The sequence below is a fragment of the Photorhabdus aegyptia genome, assembly GCF_000612035.1.
Taxonomy (GTDB): Bacteria; Pseudomonadota; Gammaproteobacteria; order Enterobacterales; family Enterobacteriaceae; genus Photorhabdus; species Photorhabdus akhurstii.
The window spans coordinates 10,421-30,150 of record NZ_JFGV01000033.1; the positions used below are offsets into that span (position 1 = coordinate 10,421).

Below are 19,730 nucleotides of genomic sequence, written 5' to 3' on the forward strand. Positions count from 1 at the left end.
ATAACAGGTAAAATATTTAGTAAAACAAGTAAAAGAAGCATGATTATCAGCTTAAGTTAATGCGAATGAGAATAAATTCAGTTACACAGAAGAGAATAGTCGATTACGATGGATTAATAAGAACTGCCATTACTGATATTTTCATAGAGCATCTTCTGTTTTAAAGGATAGTAACATGACTATTATTATTTTAAACCTCATAGGATTATAAGTGTGCAAATGACAGCAAATAACTTCCATTATATTCGGCATTGAAGCGTTAAGAGTGTTTAAATTCATTTAAAAGTGTAACAATTGTTTAAAAGTGTAAACATTGTTTACAAATGTAAGCAATGCTGAAAAATAGGATTTCTCCTCTAGCGTCAGGTGTAGAACTTGATAAAAAATAAGGCACCGAAGTGATTAACATTCGGTGCCCATATTCAGCAAGGTTGTCCGGCTATTATAAAAACCTTTAGCCGGGCAAACTGATCTTTAACTATTTTTATTTAAGTATAACTTTTCATCCCGCAATATCACTGGCATTACAGCGCCTCCGCCTCACAATTCATTGCCAACGCCATGCTTAAGGTCTTAGCCAAAACAGTTTTATTTTCACTATTTTCCATCAGGCTAAAATGGTCCCCCGGTACCGAAGTTAACTGTAGCGAAGAGTCAGGAACTATCTGTTCCCAACCTAACGACGGTTCCATCGTTACGGACTGTAGCGCAACATCGGTAACAAACGGGATCTGCGGATAAGATTCCATTGCATAGAATTGATGTAGCGTTATCGCCAGAGCTTTCGGCTGATAATCCTTGACCATTTGGACATAATTTCCCATCTGTAGCCAACGTTTGGCAATTAAGTCAGGGCGCAGATTTGATGGGTATAATTCCAGCTCCTGCGCTGCGGCAATAAATTGTACTAAATTCAGTTCGTCCATTTTCTCATGCAATGCCGCAATCTCTTGAGGATGCTCATCCACTGATTGCCTTGCCAATTCAGCAAGGAACTGAAGTTTAGGTTGATCGACTCGTGTCTTGAAACAGTGAGGAGCCGGTGTATCAATTAGCCCCAAGAAATTAACTGTCTCTCCGGCATGCAACAGTTGCTGAGCAATGGCATAAGCCAGTATACCGCCAGAAGAGTAACCGTATATCCGATACGGGCCTTCTGGTTGCACTGCTTTCATAAAGGTGATCATTTTGCTCGCCAGAACTTCAATGGTTGACACCTGTTCCTCATTGATAGACGGCCAAGGTAGAGCATAAATCGGATAATCCGCCTGAATATGTTGAGCCAGCCCGAAAACATATGAGTAATCATCCATGCCGCTCGGTACGAAGAATAGCGGCGGCTCGGTACCATCCGGTCGTACCGGTATGGCGCTGCTTTGCCACTGAAACAGTTTATCTGAGGTGATCTCCGCCACCAGTTCCGCTAACACCGGGAATTGGAACAGATTATTCAATGAGCAAATTAATCCCCGTTCTGCGGCTAGATTGATCATCCGCATAGCGAGCAGCGAATGTCCCCCCAAGGTAAAGAAGTTGTCATGTCGGCCAATCCGCTCAACCCCCAGTAATTCACGCCAGATAGCCGCCAAGATGCTCTCCGTTTCTCCTTGCGGTGCCTCATAGATCTGACGAGCAAACGCGCTCTGATCAGGCGCTGGCAATGCCCGGTGATCCAGTTTGCCGTTCGGCGTCAACGGAAAGGCGTCCAGACGTACAAAGGCTGACGGCACCATATAGTCAGGCAATATAGCTCTTAAATGACGATGTAATTGGCTTGCCAACTCGTTATTCTCTGGTGCTGCCACATAAGCCACCAGACGTTTATCCTGACCATTACCTAACGCCAATACAATCGCCTCACGCACATCAGGATATTCCGTCAACCGCGCTTCGATTTCACCCGGTTCAATGCGGAAGCCGCGGATTTTAATCTGCTGATCGTTACGCCCCACAAACACCAGATTGCCATCCGGCAGGTAGCGGGCTAAATCTCCGGTGCGGTACATGCGAGCATCCGGTTGATCACTAAACGGATCTACCAGAAAGCGTTCAGCCGTCAAATCAGGACGGTTGAGATAGCCACGGGCGACACCAGCACCACCAATGTACAATTCTCCCACTGCCCCAAATGGCACTGACTGGCCGTGATTATCCAAGAGGTAGATACGTGTATTCGCTGTCGGATGTCCGATAGGGATCAGCACATCCGTATAGTCTGACGGGCAACGCCAACAAGTTGCACAGACGGTGATTTCTGTCGGGCCATAAGCATTAAACAGCGTTGCCCGACCACGTAGTGCCTGCAACAGCGCTGCACCGGGTGCTTCTCCACCCAGTATTAAAGTGGGTTTTATCGTTATCGCCGGTAAATCAGCTCCATCCCGTAGCAGAGCCGGAGTTAAACAGGCGTGTGTTACCCGCCGTTGTTCCAGATAACGCCAAAGGCGCAGCGGGTCCTGACGAACCGTATCAACCGGAATGTCCAGAGTCGCTCCCCCACACAGCGCCATCATGATTTCCCAGACACTGGCATCAAAACCAAATGAGGCAAATTGTAACAGCCGACTATCCGTGCGAATGTCAAATTGAGTGATTTTATCTCTAATCAAATTGACCAAGCCACAGTGCTCCACCATTACCCCTTTCGGTGTGCCGGTGGAACCGGATGTGTAAATCACATAGGCCAGATGTCGTGAGGTTAACGCCGGGACGTGTGGATTGCTATCCGGCTGATCAGGCAGGATCGTGGGATCAAGCACCGTTAATGCAGCAAGTGCCTGTTCGCCTAGCGCGGTACGGCCCGCATTATCCACCAGTACCACTGATGGTGCCGCATCCGTAAGCATATAAGCCAACCGATCACCCGGATAAGATGGATCTAAAGGAACATAAGCGCCACCCGCTTTCAGTACCGCCAGCAACGCGACCACTCTTGACGGTGAACGGGTGATGCAAATCGCCACCCGTTGATCAGGCTCCACGCCGAGTTCAATTAACTGATGAGCCAATCGGTTAGCACACGCATTCAATTCTGCATAGCTGAAAGTCTGCTCTTCATATACCAGTGCCGTAGCCGCAGGATTGTTCGCCACTTGTTGTTCAAACAGGTGATGAATGCACAGCGGGTCGGAATAGGCCGTTTGCGGGCCATTACCGATTTTCAGTAGCAGTTTCCTTTCTACTGCCGGTAAAACTTCCAACTGCCGAACCGGCGTTTCTGGAGCGTGTTCCAGCGCTGCCGCCAGACTTTCCAGCGCCTGTTGCATATAACCACACACCCGCTCGGCATCAAACGGCTGGACGATTTGCGCTGTCAGCCCCAGTGCATCACCAAAATCTTCCACCGATAGCGTAAACGGATAGTTAGTCCGCTCCTGTGCACCGAGGAATTCGACGCCGCTCATGATTTCATTCGACGTCGCCGACGATGCATTGTGTCGATAGTTCAGCAAGGTACTAAACAGCGGCGTTCCACCTTGTACGCCACTACAACGTTGAGCCAGCGCCAGCGAGGCATATTCGTGTTCCAATAATCCCGCCAGCCGGTTATGTGCTACCTGTACGCTGTCTCGCACCGAGGTATCATTCATATTCAGGCATAGCGGCAAGGTATTGATGAACAGCCCCATGCCATTTTCAGCCCCTTCACCCGCTGCCATACGTCCAAATAACACGGTGCCAAATACCACCTGCCGCTGTCCACTGGTACGCGACAACACCTGTGCCCAAGCCAAATGGCACAGCGCCGCCAGACTGACACCCAACCGCCGCGCCTGACCACGTAAACTGTCATTTAACTCAGGGGTCAACATCCGGTGCGATTCGACCATCTGCGAACCATCATGGCGAACCTCCGTCAACCCAAACGGTAACGTTGGTTCAGTCACCTCAGCCAACATTTCAGTAAAGAAACGGGTATGTTCTGCCTGACTCATCCCTAACCGGGACTGGGCCACCAGATTACGGAAGGGTGCCGGAGCAGGCAAGCTGCTCTCCTGACCGTCAAGGTATGCCTGAACTTCGTGACTCATCACATCCAGCGCGGTATGGTCGCCAATCAAATGATGCATCAGTTGCAAAACAATCCAGCGACCATCACTCTCCTGTGCCACCACAAAGCGCAACAGCGGTGCCTGTCCCAAATCAAGGCGATATTGGCGTGGGTTAAAACGTTGCGTTAATTGGTCGCTAATCGGCCCATCAGCCGGATCTAATGTCAATTCCGTCACCGACAACCGCACCTGGCGGTAAACAACCTGTGCTGGCACGGATAATCCTTGCCAGATAAAGGCTGTTCGCAGGATGTCATGACGATTAATCACCTGTTGAACCGCCACCAGATAACGATCTAACAGCTTCCGATCAGCAAAGGCCATTTGACCAGCCAACAGATAAGGATCGCCTTCATTTGCCAGCAAATGGTGGAATAAGATCCCATCCTGTAACGGTGATAAGGCATAGATATCCTGAATATTAGCTATCCCGCCCGGTACCTGTTCGACAATGTGATCAATTTCAGACTGAGTGAGATCAATCAGCGGTAACATCGCCGGTGTCAACACGGTGGTAGCCGGTGTAATGACGTTGACCGGCACTTTTTCGACCTGATTCAACGTCAATGTTTGCGCTAGTTCAGACAGTACCGGGGATTGGAACAGATCACGCACTGCCAGCGTTAACCCCAAGTTACGCAGACGTTCAACCATGCGTACCGCGAGTAATGAATGCCCACCCAAAGCAAAGAAGCTGTCGTATCGACCAATCTGTTCAATGCCCAATAATTCACGCCAGATAGCCGCCAGTACGGTTTCGGTTTCTCCCTGTGGCGCAGCGTAAATCTGACGGGCAAAGGCTTCCTCCCCCGGCGCAGGTAACGCCCGACGATCCAACTTGCCGTTAGGCGTCAACGGAAAAGCCTCCAGACGCACAAAGGCCGCCGGTACCATGTAATCAGGTAACAACCCGCTCAGGTGTTCACGCAGGTGGTTAACCAATCCGTCATCCTCTGCCGCCGCCACGTAGGCAACCAGCCGTTTGTCCTGACCATCACCCAAAGCCAGTACCAGCGCTTCACGAACTGCGGGGTGTTCTGTCAATCGAGTTTCAATTTCCCCCGGTTCAATGCGGAAACCACGGATCTTAATCTGTTGGTCATTACGGCCAACAAATACCAGATTGCCATCCGGTAAGTAGCGAGCCAAATCCCCGGTTCGATACATTCGGGCATCAGCAATTTCACTAAATGGGTCTGTAAGGAAACGCTCGTCAGTCAATTCAGAGCGATTGAGATAGCCACGCGCCACACCCGCACCACCAATATAGAGTTCACCCACGGCCCCTAGCGGCACAAGTTGACCAAGGGCATCCAACAGATAGATACAAGTGTTGGCTGTTGGGCGTCCAATAGGAATGAGTTCATCCCCACAATTTGAATAACTTGAATAGTTTGATGGACAACGCCAGCTAGTGGCACAAACGGTGATTTCTGTCGGGCCATAAGCATTGAATACCGTTGCCTTGCCGCACAGCGCCTTAAGTAATGCCGCACTGGGCGCTTCACCCCCCAGTATTAATGTGGGTTTTATCGTTATCGCAGGCAAATCAGCTCCATCCCGCAACAGAGCCGGTGTCAGGCAGGCGTGCGTTACCGCGTGCGCTTCCAGATAATGCCAGAGAAGATTGGGGTCCTGACGAATAGTGTCAACAGGAATATCCAAAGTAGCGCCACTACACAGCGCCATCATGGTTTCCCAGACACTCGCATCAAAGCCAAATGAGGCAAACTGCAACATCCGGCTAGCGGGGAAAATGTCGAATCGGGCGATCTTATCTTGGACAAGGTTGACCAACCCATGATGTTCCACCATTACCCCTTTCGGTGTGCCGGTCGAACCAGAGGTGTAAATCACATACGCCAGATGACGGGCGGTCAATGTAGGCAATTGTGGGTTGCTATCCGGTTGATCAGGTAATGAATTCGGATCAAGGAGAGTCTGCCCGGCAAGCATTTGCTCACCTAATGCTGAACGTCCAACACTATCAGCTAATAAAATAATCGGTTCAGCATCAGTCAAAATATGGGCCAGACGTTCACCCGGATAGGCAGGGTCCAATGGTACGTAAGCACCTCCCGCTTTTAACACCGCCAACAGTGCCACTATCCGCGCTGGTGAGCTTGCTACGCAAATCGCCACCCGTTGGTCCGGCGCTACACCCAGAGCAATAAGTTGATGCGCCAACCGGTTAGCATCGGTATTCAATTCCGCATAACTGAGGGACCGCTCTTCACACTCCAACGCCGTGGCATCCGGGGTTTTCTCCACCTGCTGTTCAAACAGTTGATGAATGCACAACCGCTCAGGGTACGCGGTTTCAGTGGCGTTCCAGGTTTTTAATAACAATGTGCGTTCGGTTGTCGGCAGAATGTCTAATTGCTGTACCGGCATGTCGGGCGTCCGCTCAAGGGAATCCACCAAACTTGCCAACGCCTGTTGCATATAGCCACATATCCGTTCTGGATCGAATGGTTGCACTACTTGAGCTGTCAGCCCTAGATCGGCCCCCCCATCCTCTACCGACAAGACAAACGGATAGTTGGTCCGCTCCTGTGCGCCAAGGAATTCAATACCGCTCATAATTTCATCCGGTGTGACCGGCCGGGTGTTATGTCGATAGTTCAACAGCGCATTAAAAAGTGGCGCTCCACTGGCTACGCCACTGCAACGTTGCGCCAGCGCCAGTGAAGCATGTTCATGTTCCAACAATCCCGCCAGTCGGCTATGTGCTGTGCGTACACTGTCCCGCACCGGGGTATTATCGATATCCAACCGTAACGGCAAAGTGTTAATAAATAGCCCCATGCCACTATCAAATCCTTCACCCGCTTGCATACGTCCAAACAATACGGTGCCAAACACCACTTGTTGCCGACCACTGGTACGCGACAATACCTGCGCCCAAGCCAAATGACACAGCGCCGCCACACTGACGCCCAACCGCCGCGCCTGACCACGTAAGCGATCGTTCAATTCCGCTGTCAGCATCCGGTGAGATTCCGTCACCTGTGAACCATCATGATGTGCTTCCGCCAACCCAAACGGCAGCGTTGGCTCATCCACCTCAGCCAGCATGTCAGTAAAGAAGTGAGTATGTTCTGCCTGACTGACTCCCTGCCGAGCCTGTGCCACTAAATGGCGGAACGGGACCGGCGCAGGCAGACTATCTATTTGCCCCAAGAGGCAAGCCTGTACTTCGTTGTTCATCACCTCTAACGTGGTGTGGTCGCCAATTAGGTGGTGCAACAATTGCAATACAATCCAACGGCCATCACTCTCCTGTGCCACAACGAAACGTAACAACGGTGCCTGATTCAGGTCAATACGATGTCGGCGCGGGTCAAAGCGTTGAGCTAGCTGGTCACTGATCGGTCCATCTGCCGGATCGAGCGTCAATTCCGTCACTGACAAAGGTGCCTGACGGCAAACCACCTGAGCCGGTACAGATAATCCCGCCCAGATAAAGGCAGTACGCAAGATATCATGGCGGTTAATCACCTGTTGAACCGCAGCCAGATAACGGTCTAGTAAAGGCCGTTCAGCAAAAGCCTGTTGAGTGATCAGCAAATAGGGATCACCCTCATTTGCCAACAAATGGTGGAACAAAATACCATCCTGCAACGGTGACAGCGCATAGATATCCTGAATATTGGCAATCCCACCCGGTACTTGCTCAACAATGCGGTCAATTTCAGCTTGTGTCAGATCAATCAGCGGCAACATTGCTGGCGTCAGCACCGTCGTATCCACTGTAATACGGTTATCAGGCACGCTAATTTCGCGATGTTGCGCCAAGGATTGAGCCAATACACTTAATGTCGGATGCTGAAATAGCGTTTGCACCGATAAGCCCAAACCTATACGCCGTAAACGTTCGATCATCCTGACAGCCAACAGCGAGTGACCACCCAAGGCAAAGAAACTGTCATGTCGGCCAATCTGCTCAACATTCAGTAACTCGCGCCAGATAGTGGCTAATGCTATCTCAATTTCCCCTTGTGGCGCTTGGTAAGCCTGGCGAGCAAAGGCGTCCTCCCCCGGTGCGGGCAGCGACCGACGATCCAGTTTACCGTTAGGGGTCAGCGGAAAGGCATCCAAACACACAAAAGCCGCCGGTATCATATAGTCAGGCAAAATATCACTCAGGTACTCACGCAGTCTGGTCGCCAGTTCGTTATCCGCTGGTGCCACCACATAAGCCACCAGACGTTTATCCAGTCCGTCACCCAACGCCAATACCAGCGCTTCACTTACCTCAGAGTGTTCAATTAGTCGTGCTTCAATTTCTCCCGACTCAATGCGGAAACCACGGATTTTAACCTGTTGGTCATTACGGCCGACAAACACCAAATTACCGTCCGGCAAATAGCGGGCCAAATCTCCGGTACGGTACATCCGGGCATCCGCTTCATCACTGAACGGATCATTCAGGAAACGTTCAGCCGTCAATTCAGGACGATTGAGGTAACCACGCGCTACCCCAACACCACCAATATACAATTCTCCCACTGTGCCCAATGGAACTGGCTGGCGGTGTTCATCCAGCAGATAGAGACGTTTGTTGGCAGCCGGGCTACCGATGGGGATGACTCCTCCGGTATAATCGGCCGGGCAATCCCAAGTGGTCGCACACACGGTGGTTTCCGTCGGTCCATAAGCGTTAAACAAATCGGCCCGGCTGCACAGTGCCTGAAATAACGCGGCACTCGGCGCTTCTCCTGCAAATATTAAGGTTGGTTTTACCGCTATCGTCGGTAAATCGGCACCGTCATGAAACATAGCCGGCGTCAAACAGGCATGGGTCACCGCCTGTTCTTCCAAGTAATGCCAGAGACGCTGTGGATCTTGTCGCACTGTTTCGGTAGGAATAACCAGCATGGCCCCACAATTCAGCGCTATCATGATTTCCCAGATACTGGCATCGAAACCAAATGAAGCAAACTGCAACATTCGGCTGGTGGCACAAAAATCAAACTGGGTAATTTGTGTCAGTGTCAAATTAACTACACTACGATGTTCAATCATCACGCCTTTTGGTCTGCCGGTTGAACCGGAGGTGTAAATCACATAGGCCAGATGCTGTGAGGTCAGTCCAGAGACTTGCGGGTTACTATCCGGCTGCTCCGACAAGGTATTCGGATCGAGCACCGTCAGCGTCGCCAGAATGTCTTCACTTAATGCTGCCCGCCCGACATTATCCGCCATCAAAATAACCGGTGTCGCATCAGTGAGCATATAAGCCAGACGTTCACCGGGATAGGCTGGATCTAACGGCACATAGGCCCCGCCTGCTTTCAACACCGCCAACAACCCGATTATCCTCGCGAGTGAGCGTGTCACACAAATCGCCACCCGCTGATCCGGCGCTACGCCTAAAGCGATAAGCTGATGGGCTAACCGATTGGCGCGGATATTGAGTTCCGCGTAGCTGAGCGTCTGGTTTTCATAGATTACTGCTATGGCGTCCGGGGTCTTCTCTGCCTGTTGTTCAAACAACTGATGCACACATAGCTGAGTAGGATATGGCTCTTTGGTCGCATTCAAATTCTCCAGCAATAACTCTCGTTCAGCGGATGACAAAATGTCGATAGCCGTGACAGGTTGTTGAGGCTGGTTCACTATTGCCCGCAATATAGCCTGCAAATAACCCACCTGTCTTTCAATGGTTTCATGGTCGAACAGGGCAGAAGAGTAGTTCAGCTCTCCAACAATTTCGCCCGCCTTCTCCGTTAATTCCAGTTGCAGATCGAATTTCGCTATATCATATCCCAGCTCGAATGGTGTTACCGTCAAGTCCGGTAATTGCCATTCCTCTGTTTCACTCTCTTGCCAGGCAAACATCACCTGGAACAGTGGTGTATGCTCCGGTCTGCGCGGCGGTTGCACAATTTCCACTACCTGCTCGAAAGGCAGATCTTGATGCTCCTGCGCTCCTAGTGTCGTCTGCCGTACACGCCGCAGCAGTGTGACCACATCCGGCATGCCAGATAAATCGATACGCAACGCCAATGTGTTAACAAAGAAACCAAGCAGTGGTTCAATTTCCCGCAAATTACGGTTAGCGCTTGGTATACCAATGACGACATCATCCTGCCCGGACAAGCGTGATAGCAATGCAGCCCAAGCGGTTAACAGCGTCATAAACAGTGTGGTACCGTGCTGTTGCCCCAAATGTTTTAGGGCCTGTACCAACGGAGCATCAATGTGCACCGCTACCCGGCCACCGGTAAATGATTGTTGGAAGGGGCGAGGTCTGTCTATCGGCAACTCAAGCAAGACCGGTGCGTCTGCCAGTGTACGGTGCCAGTAATCACTCTGTGCCTGTACTCCTTCACCAGAAAATACCTGCCGCTGCCAGGCTGCATAATCAGGATATTGAATGGTCAATAGCGGCAATGGATCTGGCTGTTGATTTAGACCAGCAGCGTAAAGTGCAACCAGTTCTGATTCAAATATCTTTAAAGACCAAGCATCGGAGATAATATGATGCTGAGTCAGTAAGAATATATGTTCTTCATCGGCCAGTTGGATCAATGCGCAACGAATGAGGGGACCGCGAGCAAGATCAAACGGCGTTTTGGCTTCCTGTACACACAAGCGCTTAAATTGTTCGTCCACGTTAGATGCTTTACGCAAATCGTATTTTTTCACTGGTAGACCAAATTCCGCCGGTAACAGTTCAACCTGAGGCTGACCATCAACGGTGATAAAAATAGAACGAAGCGCCTCGTGGCGAGCAAACAGGCGATTCAGGGCCTGCTGCCAGGCAGAAAGGTTTAGTCGGCCACGTAAACTCAAGGCTGTCGGAACATGGTAGGTATCACTCACCCCCTCAAATTGCGCCAGAAACCACAGACGCTGTTGACCAAACGATAAGGGCAAGACACTATCACGAGATATTGGCCTAATTGCAGGCAATTTATCATTGGCCGCATGACGTTGTGCGCAGATCTTCTCGGTAAACGCAGACAGTGACGGAAACATAAACAACGTAGCCAACGGCAGATCGACACCGAAAACCGCTATGCGGTTCATCATCCGCACCGCCAACAGGGAATGTCCGCCCAAGGCAAAGAAATTGTCATGTCGGCCAATCTGCTCAACGCCGAGCAATTCACGCCAGATAGCCGCCACTGCAATTTCCATTTCCCCTTGTGGCGCGACATAAATTTGATGGGCAAAGGCATCCTCCCCCGGAGCCGGTAATGCCCGATGATCCAACTTACCATTTGGCGTCAACGGGAAGGCGGCCAGACACACAAAGGCCGCGGGCACCATATAATCAGGCAATATAGCACTCAAATGGGTGTGCAAACTGGCCGCCAGTCCGCTATCCGCTTCGGCTACAACATAGGCAATTAAACGCTTATCCGGTCCATCCCCCAAAACCACTACCCGCGCTTCGCGCACCATAGGGTGTTCTGCCAATCGAGCTTCAATTTCCCCCGGCTCAATGCGGAAACCACGGATTTTAATCTGCTGGTCGCTACGGCCAACAAACACCAGATTGCCATCCGGCAAGTAGCGCACCAAATCCCCGGTCCGGTACATCCGGGCATCGGCAGCATCACTAAATGGATCAGCCAGAAAGCGCTCGTCAGTCAGATCAGGACGATTGAGATAGCCACGAGCAACACCATCGCCACCAATATAGAGTTCCCCTACCGCGCCCAATGGGACTGGCTGGCCGTGGTTATCCAGTAGGTAAAGACGAGTATTCGCCGTCGGACGCCCAATAGGAACCAACACATCAGTATAGTGTGACGGACAACGCCAATTGGTGGCACAGACGGTAATTTCTGTCGGCCCATAGGCATTAAATAGAGTCGCCTGATGACTTAGTGCCCGTAGTAGCACAGGGCTAGGAGCTTCACCGCCCAATATCAAGGTTGGTTTTATTGTTATCGTTGGCAAATCAGCCCCTTCTCGCAACAAAGCCGGGGTCAAGCAGGCATGTGTCACTGATTGCTCTTCCAGGTAATGCCAGAGGCGACGCGGGTCTTGACGAACGGTTTCGGCCGGAATAACCAGACAGGCTCCACTACCTAATGCCATCATGATTTCCCAGACACCGGCATCAAAGCCAAATGAAGCAAACTGTAACATCCGGCTAACAGGGCGAATGTCGAATTGGCTGATTTTATCCCGGATAAGATTGACCAACCCACGATGTTCAATCATCACCCCTTTTGGCGTCCCGGTCGATCCAGAAGTATAAATCACGTAGGCCAGATGGCGTGAGGTCAATGCAGGAACCTGCGGATTGCCGTCCGGCTGGTCAGGTAAGATATTCGGGTCTAGTACCGTCAGCTCCGCAAGCGTTTGCTCACCCAATGCAGCCCGCCCGGTACTATCCACCAACACGATTGTTTTCAACCCCGCCGGGGCTGCATCGGTCAGGATATGCAACAGTCGTTCTCCCGGATAAGCCGGGTCCAACGGCACATAAGCTCCGCCCGCTTTCAGCACCGCCAGCACCGCTATTACCCGCGCCGGTGAACTTGTCATGCAGATCGCCACTCGTTGATCTGGCACGATACCCAAGGCAAGCAGTTGATGGGCAAGCCGGTTAGCGTCAGCATTCAGTTGTCCATAGCTGAGCGTCTGATTTTCATACACCAGCGCCGCAGCCTCTGGGGTTTTCTCCGCTTGTTGTTCAATCAACTGATGGATACAGAGTTGTTCAGGATAAGGGGTTTCTGTCGCGTTCCAGTTTTCCAGCAATAATGTACGTTCCGATGCAGGCAAAACGTTTAGCTCCCGTACCGGCGTTTCCGGTGCCAGTTCAAGGGCATCCACCAGACTTTCCAACGCCTGTTGCATATAGCCGCATACCCGTTCTGAATCAAACGGTTGTACCACCTGAGCAGTCAGCCCCAGTGTGGTGCCGCCATCCTCCACTGACAAGACAAACGGGTAGTTGGTCCGTTCCTGTTCACCCAGAAATTCGATGCCCGGCATTGCCTCATGCGGGATCATCGGTTGCTCATTATGCCGGTAGTTTAATAAGGCACTAAAAAGCGGCGTGCCTCCCTGTACCCCGCTGCAACGTTGAGCCAACGCCAGTGAAGCATGCTCATAATCCAGCAATCCGGCTAATCGGGTATGCGCCACCCTAACGCTATCCTGAACCGGGGTATCATCGATATCCAACCGCAGTGGTAAGGTATTGATAAACAGCCCCATGCCATTGTCAGCCCCTTCCCCCGCCGCCATGCGTCCAAACAGCACGGTGCCAAACACCACTTTCTCTTGTCCGCTGGTACGCGACAACACCTGCGCCCAAGCCTGATGACACAGGGTTGCCAGACTGACGCCCAGACGTCTTGCCTGCGCACGCAGACGATCATTCAGCGTGGGAGACAGCATCCGGTGCGCCTGTACGACCTGAGAACCATCACGATGTACCTCAGTCAGCCCAAACGGTAACGTCGGTTCATCCACTTCTGCCAACATGTCGGTAAAAAATCGGTGAGGTTCTGTCTGGTCAACCCCTTGCCGAGCCTGAGCCACCAGATTGCGGAACGGTACCGGCACCGATAGGTTATCGTCCTGTCCGTCAAGATAGGCCCGCACTTCGCGGTTCATGACTTCCAGCGTAGTATGGTCGCCAATCAGGTGATGCTGTAATTGCAGTACGTACCAACGACCATCCGTTTGCTGTGCTATCACAAAGCGTAACAACGGGGCCTGACTGAGATCGAAACGGTGTTGCCGCGGATCAAAACGTTGCGCCAGTTGGTCACTGACCGGCCCATCAGCCGGGTTTAACGTCAGTTCAGTCACTGACAACAGGGCCTGACGCCAAACCACCTGCGCCGGGATGGATAATCCTTGCCAGATAAAAGCGGTACGCAAAATATCATGGCGGTCAACCACCTGTTGTACCGCAAATAAATAGCGGTCTAACAAACCACGGTCAGCAAAGATCATTGGATAGGCTAGCAAGTAAGGATCACCCTCTTTCGCCAGCAGGTGGTGAAATAAGATACCGTCCTGCAACGGTGACAGCGCATAAATATCTTGAATATTGCCCCCCCCTCCCGGTACCTGCTCGACGATGTGATCAATATCAAGCTGAGTCAAATCAATCAGCGGCAACATCGCTGGCGTCAATTCAGTGGTCGTCGGGGTAATGACATTCGGCGGCACTGCCACAATCTGATGCTGCCCCAATGTTTGGGCCAACTCCGCCAGTATTGGTGATTGAAACAGGTCACGGGCAGATAACGTCAGTCCTAAATGGCGTAGCTGTTCAATCATGCGTATGCCGAGTAGTGAATGGCCGCCCAGTGCAAAGAAGCTGTCATGCCGGCTTATCTGCTCAATACCCAGTAACTCGCGCCAAATAGTAGCCAATGCAATTTCCCGTTCCCCTTGCGGTGCGGCATAAACCTGACGGGCAAAGGCGTCTTCCCCCGGTGTCGGCAATGCCCGGCGATCCAATTTGCCATTAGGCGTTAACGGGAATTCATCCAGACGCACAAAGGCCACCGGCACCATATAATCAGGCAACCGCGCACTTAAATGTTCACGCAAGTGAGTTGGCAATTCGTTATCCGATTCTGCCAGCACATAAGCGACTAATTGCTTGTTCTGCCCTTCACCTAACGCTAATACCACCGCTTCTCGTACTGTCGGATACTCCACCAAGCAGGCTTCAATTTCCCCCGGTTCAATCCGAAAGCCCCGAATTTTCACTTGCTGATCGTTGCGGCCAAGGAATTCTAGATTGCCATCCGGCAGGTAGCGGGCCAAATCCCCGGTCCGGTACATCCGCGCATCTGGGGCATCACTAAATGGATCAACCACAAAGCGTTCAGTGGTCAATTCAGGGCGATTGAGATAACCGCAGGCCACCCCGTCGCCTCCAACATAAATCTCGCCAACCTTTCCCAATGGCACCGGCTGGCCCTGTTCATCCAGTAAGTAAACCCGCGTGTTAGCAATTGGTCGACCAATAGGAATGTTGGTTGTTACTGCGGCCAAAGCATCAATCCGGTATGTGGTGGTGAAGGTGGTGCCTTCGGTCGGTCCATAGGCATTCAATAACTGCTGAGGCGGGCTCTTACGTAAAACTTGGGCAATCACATGGGGATCAAGGATATCGCCGCCGACAATAAGATTTTTCATCTGTGGAAGGACTGGAGATAACTCCGCAGCCAGCCGGTTAAACAGGCCGACACTTAACCATAAGATATTAATTTGATAACGGTCTAATGCCTGTACAAATTCCTGTGGCGTCAACAAAGTCGTGTGATCAATAACTACCAGCGCCCCACCATTGAGCAAAGGGGCCCAGACTTCAAAGGTGCTGGCATCGAACGCAGGGTTAGCTGCAAAGGCAACCCGATCATTGGGTACAATTTCAACATAGCTATTATTAATAACTAGTCGGACCACAGCGCGGTGAGGCACGATCACCCCTTTTGGGGTGCCAGTCGAGCCGGAGGTGTACATAATATACGCTGGCGCGGTACTGGAACAAAGTAAATCAGGATTAAAACCTTCTTCCTCCTTGCTCACGTCAGTCTCATCAGAGAGACGAATCAGCGGAACATCCAGATCAGCCGGGATATCCACTTCTGCACCGGTGAGCAACAATTTGGCTAAGCAATCGTTTATCAGCCAATTTTTTCTCTCGTTCGGCGCTCCGGGATCAATAGGGACATAAACCGCCCCCGCTTTGAGAATAGCCAATTGAGCTACCACCAACTCGATAGATCGCTCTAACAGGATTGCCACATGGTCATTCGGGCCAACCCCTTGTTTAATCAGTTGATGAGTCAGTCGGTTAGCACGAGCATTCAATTCCGCATAACTCAGGACCTTATCCCCTGCTATTAACGCCGTAGCTGTCGGTTTTTTTTCCACTTGTCGTTCAAACAACTGATGGATACCCAACTGATCAGGATAGACGGTTTCAGTGGCGTTCCAGGTTTCCAATAGCAGTGTACGTTCAGCCTCTGACAACAAATTAAGTTTCTGAACAGATATGTCATCACCGACCTTTTCTGACGGTACTTGTACTAATCCAGCGTCAAAGATAATTTCCTTTTTAGCCATGCTATCTTTCATCTACTTACTACCTCAACGAATCTGTTAGTTATTTGAAAACTGTCATTCTCAACAGTCATCACAAATTGTTTTGCCCTTCTTTCTTTCCTCAAAGAAATAAAAACGGGCATACACCAGGCATCAATTAAGATCCTCAAACAGCACATTCTCTTGGACGCTGGATGTAATAGCCCAGTTGATAACTGCATAATTAACAATTCTGCGACAATTATTTTCCTGATAACGGAATAAACGATTCACACAGTGAACCGGCAAAAGATATTCCATTTTTGTTCCTATCTCTTTAATAAGCGCCTTTGATTTTGTGCAATTTTTTATTGGCTGACGCTGAATTCCATAACTAAATAAAAATGGATTTATTGAATATATTTACTGGCATGAGTGCTAAATCCCTGCTGTGTTTTGTCCATTTTGAATTAATATCACATGTAAATTATTTCATAAAAAATTAAACAGTTAGCGAGACAAATTAAACCTCCTGATCCCCAATTAACACTGAATTTACTTTAATAATTCTCTGCAAAATGGACCTACCCATATTCCAGCAGGAAACAGATTGCACCATAAAAAACATGATTTATCATTTAGTTATATTGATTAATGTATATTTATACACGTAAAAATTATCAACCTGCCTGATTACATACTATTTTATAATAATCAAATTATACAACTGATGTAAACGTTAATTATATTTAACACCGACATGAAACAATTTCAAATTAAAACTAACTTCCATATATATTGTTTTGTCATAATAAAATAATACGACTGATGTATATATTAATTATGTTTAATATCACCAATAAATAATTTAAATTTAAAAATAAATTATTTTGAGATTATTTTTAAATAAAAAAGTCACATAATTGATTACTTATTTAAATGTATTTGACTTATTATATAATAGAAAAATAGTAGATTAGGAACTCCAACCACATGGACAGGAAACAGAAGATAGAAGACAGAAGACGGGATACAGAAGACAGCAAAATTGTACGCCCAAACATTTAAAGTGACTAAATGAATAACCGCATCCGGTCAGATGCGGTTGTGTTGTTGTGTTATGAAAGGATGAAATCAGCTTCTGTCAGCGCTTCTCCAACGATTTTCACGCCAAAACCATTTTGGGATAATTCTCCCCCCATATTAATAACGAAATCATTTACATTGTTAACGCTGTCATAGCTGATCACAGCTTCCCCAACGGTACCGGTAAATTCCTCGACAAATTTAATAGTGCCTTTTCCTGCTTCACCCAGATCGAACAATGACAAATCAATCTTGTCTTCACCGGAAATAAAGTCATGAATCCAATCACGCTCAAGGAAAGGTGATTCCTTGGCATTCAAGTAGACAAATGTATCTTTGCCTTCCCCACCCCAAAGATGATCAGCTCCCAGTCCACCGTAAATGATGTCATCACCTGTACCACCCTTCAGAGTATTATTGGCATCATTCCCGATCAGAATGTCATTACCACTGCCGCCAATCGCATTTTCAATTGTGACACCACGGGCGATAGAAATGTTTCCTTTCAAACCACCAACATCCGAGAAAGAAGCTTCATTCAAGTTAATGCGTTGATCCTGAGTAAAACCAGAGAAATCAAAGGTATCATTACCACCCGCATCCCAGGCAGTGAACACGAGTTTGCTCTTTGCATCTTTTGCCGTAAAGAAATCGCGATCAGTGTTGGAATTAAAACCATATACAGTATCATCGGTACGAGTAGTATTATTTGCGCCATACAACGACTGAATAGCAGAAATATCGTTAAGTAATGGCGCAGAAGAATCAATACCTTTAAAGTCCTGTCCGGTATTTTTTTCACTGAAATAACCCATGATGGTATAAGCACCGCTATCTTCAAAATAAGTAGCCTTATTCTTGTAAGTCGGTACTACCTTATCAGACGCATCATAATCAGCCGGATGATCCAACCCCAGTGTATGGCCGATTTCATGAGTAAATGTATGGCGACCATAACCATTCACTCCAATATCGTTTTTTAAGAAAGTACGGCTTTCCGCGTTATACCAAGTTCCGACTTGTTTCAAACCTGGATTCGGCATCTCAGCAAACGCATAATCCCCTGTTAAACTAAAATCAAAGAAACCAAAAGTGACATTCGCCTTACTCGCATCAGAGGTTTCCGTGAATTTAATATTTGCGACATCAGTCCAAGATTGAATTGACAGTTTTGCAGCCGCTTTTTGCTGTTCATTAAATGCTGAAAATCCATAAATACTCCACGGCATGTCATCCGGCTCACTCTCCAGGAAATTATACGTTAATTGGAAAGTTTCAGATTTGTCATTACTCTGATGCCCCCAACGGTAATCACTTCGGATTAACTCTTTCGCCGCATCTTTACTTGGCTCATGCCCAACGACAATATTAGGATCTTTACCTGGAATATAAGCCTGTAGCCAAGTCAATACCTCATTTGCCTTTGCTGAACCACTAACTTCTTCCAAATATGAAATTTTCCTCTTTAAAGACATATATTTCTCCATAAGTTCAAAGCTTAGATATAAAAAACTTTATATTTAATTAAACACCTGTCAATAAAACCTAGAAGTGATGGGCTATCCCGGCCACGCAATTTAAAATCCCTGTCCATAAAAGTAACACTAAAGTTAATTACGTAAAAAACAATTAACATATTTTTTTAATATAAACATGATAAAAGTAGCATAAAACAAATAAACAATTGTTTTATATAACATAGCTATTTAAGACAAAAAATATCGCTAATTTTTATCAGTATTTTCTTTTAAAATTATTACCAATTTAATTATCCATATAGTAAACTTAAAAAATTTTATAAAGTCATTATTAATAATTTTATTAAGCAACTATTAAAACAAGCCCAAAAAATAAGGGCAATATGTATTACCAGATAATACTTTATCTATTATATAAAGTTTTTTCCTGAGAGAATTAAATTGGATTGCTATGAAAAAATGGCAGTATCAATTATAAATGATTTCATTCGTTTAAAAAATAAGAGTTAATATATAATGGAAGAATTTAATCATTTACAGATTATTATGAGCTGAATTTGTTTTTTCGTCATTATCTTTGGCATTAAATTTTGCTATTACATGGCGAAGGGGAATCTGGTCGGCTTTTCAAGTTAAAAACCTGGTAGAAGTTATCGAGCTTTACTACCAAATACAGATAAAGCTGCTAGTTACTTAGAGTGCTAGAAGGGAATCTTTGAACTATCTTTGCTTCACACTTTAAGTTAAACAATTATGCATCAACACAAGAGTTGGTATATATACCCAATGGATTTCAAGATGCATCGCGACGGCAAGGTAGCGAATCCCCGGGAGCATAGCGAACTGTGTGACCAGAGTGAGGTGAATGCAGCCAACAAAGAGGCCACTTGAAAGATGACGGGTATATATATGAAATAAAACCAGATTATAATTATATCTTTATGATTTTTAATTTATTCAAAAATATGGCAGACAAAATCATCCCGATTTTATGAATTATCCCCAAAAATTGAGCAATTAAACACACGTTTATCAAGGTCTGAGCCCTGTATTTTACTGAACTCAGACTCTTTAATTTTTACTTGAT

The 19,730-nt window shown here is 48.1% G+C and carries 3 protein-coding genes; all 3 read right to left on the minus strand.

Features of this window, described 5'->3' with window-relative positions; all coding sequences use genetic code 11:
• Positions 1–524: 524 nt before the first annotated feature.
• Complete coding sequence (locus BA1DRAFT_RS11645; RefSeq protein WP_036779194.1) at positions 525–16,133, minus strand: non-ribosomal peptide synthetase; 15,609 nt, start codon at positions 16,131–16,133, stop codon at positions 525–527.
• A 120-nt stretch (positions 16,134–16,253) separates the two neighbouring features.
• Positions 16,254–16,400 (minus strand): hypothetical protein, encoded by a 147-nt coding sequence (locus BA1DRAFT_RS23545; protein WP_160170004.1) that lies wholly within the window; start codon positions 16,398–16,400, stop codon positions 16,254–16,256.
• A gap of 797 nt (positions 16,401–17,197) precedes the next feature.
• The gene (prtA, locus tag BA1DRAFT_RS11650) at positions 17,198–18,640 is read right to left on the minus strand and encodes a serralysin (RefSeq protein ID WP_036779197.1); all 1,443 of its coding nucleotides are present in this window, start codon (positions 18,638–18,640) and stop codon (positions 17,198–17,200) included.
• Between the last annotated feature and the right edge of the window lie 1,090 nt (positions 18,641–19,730).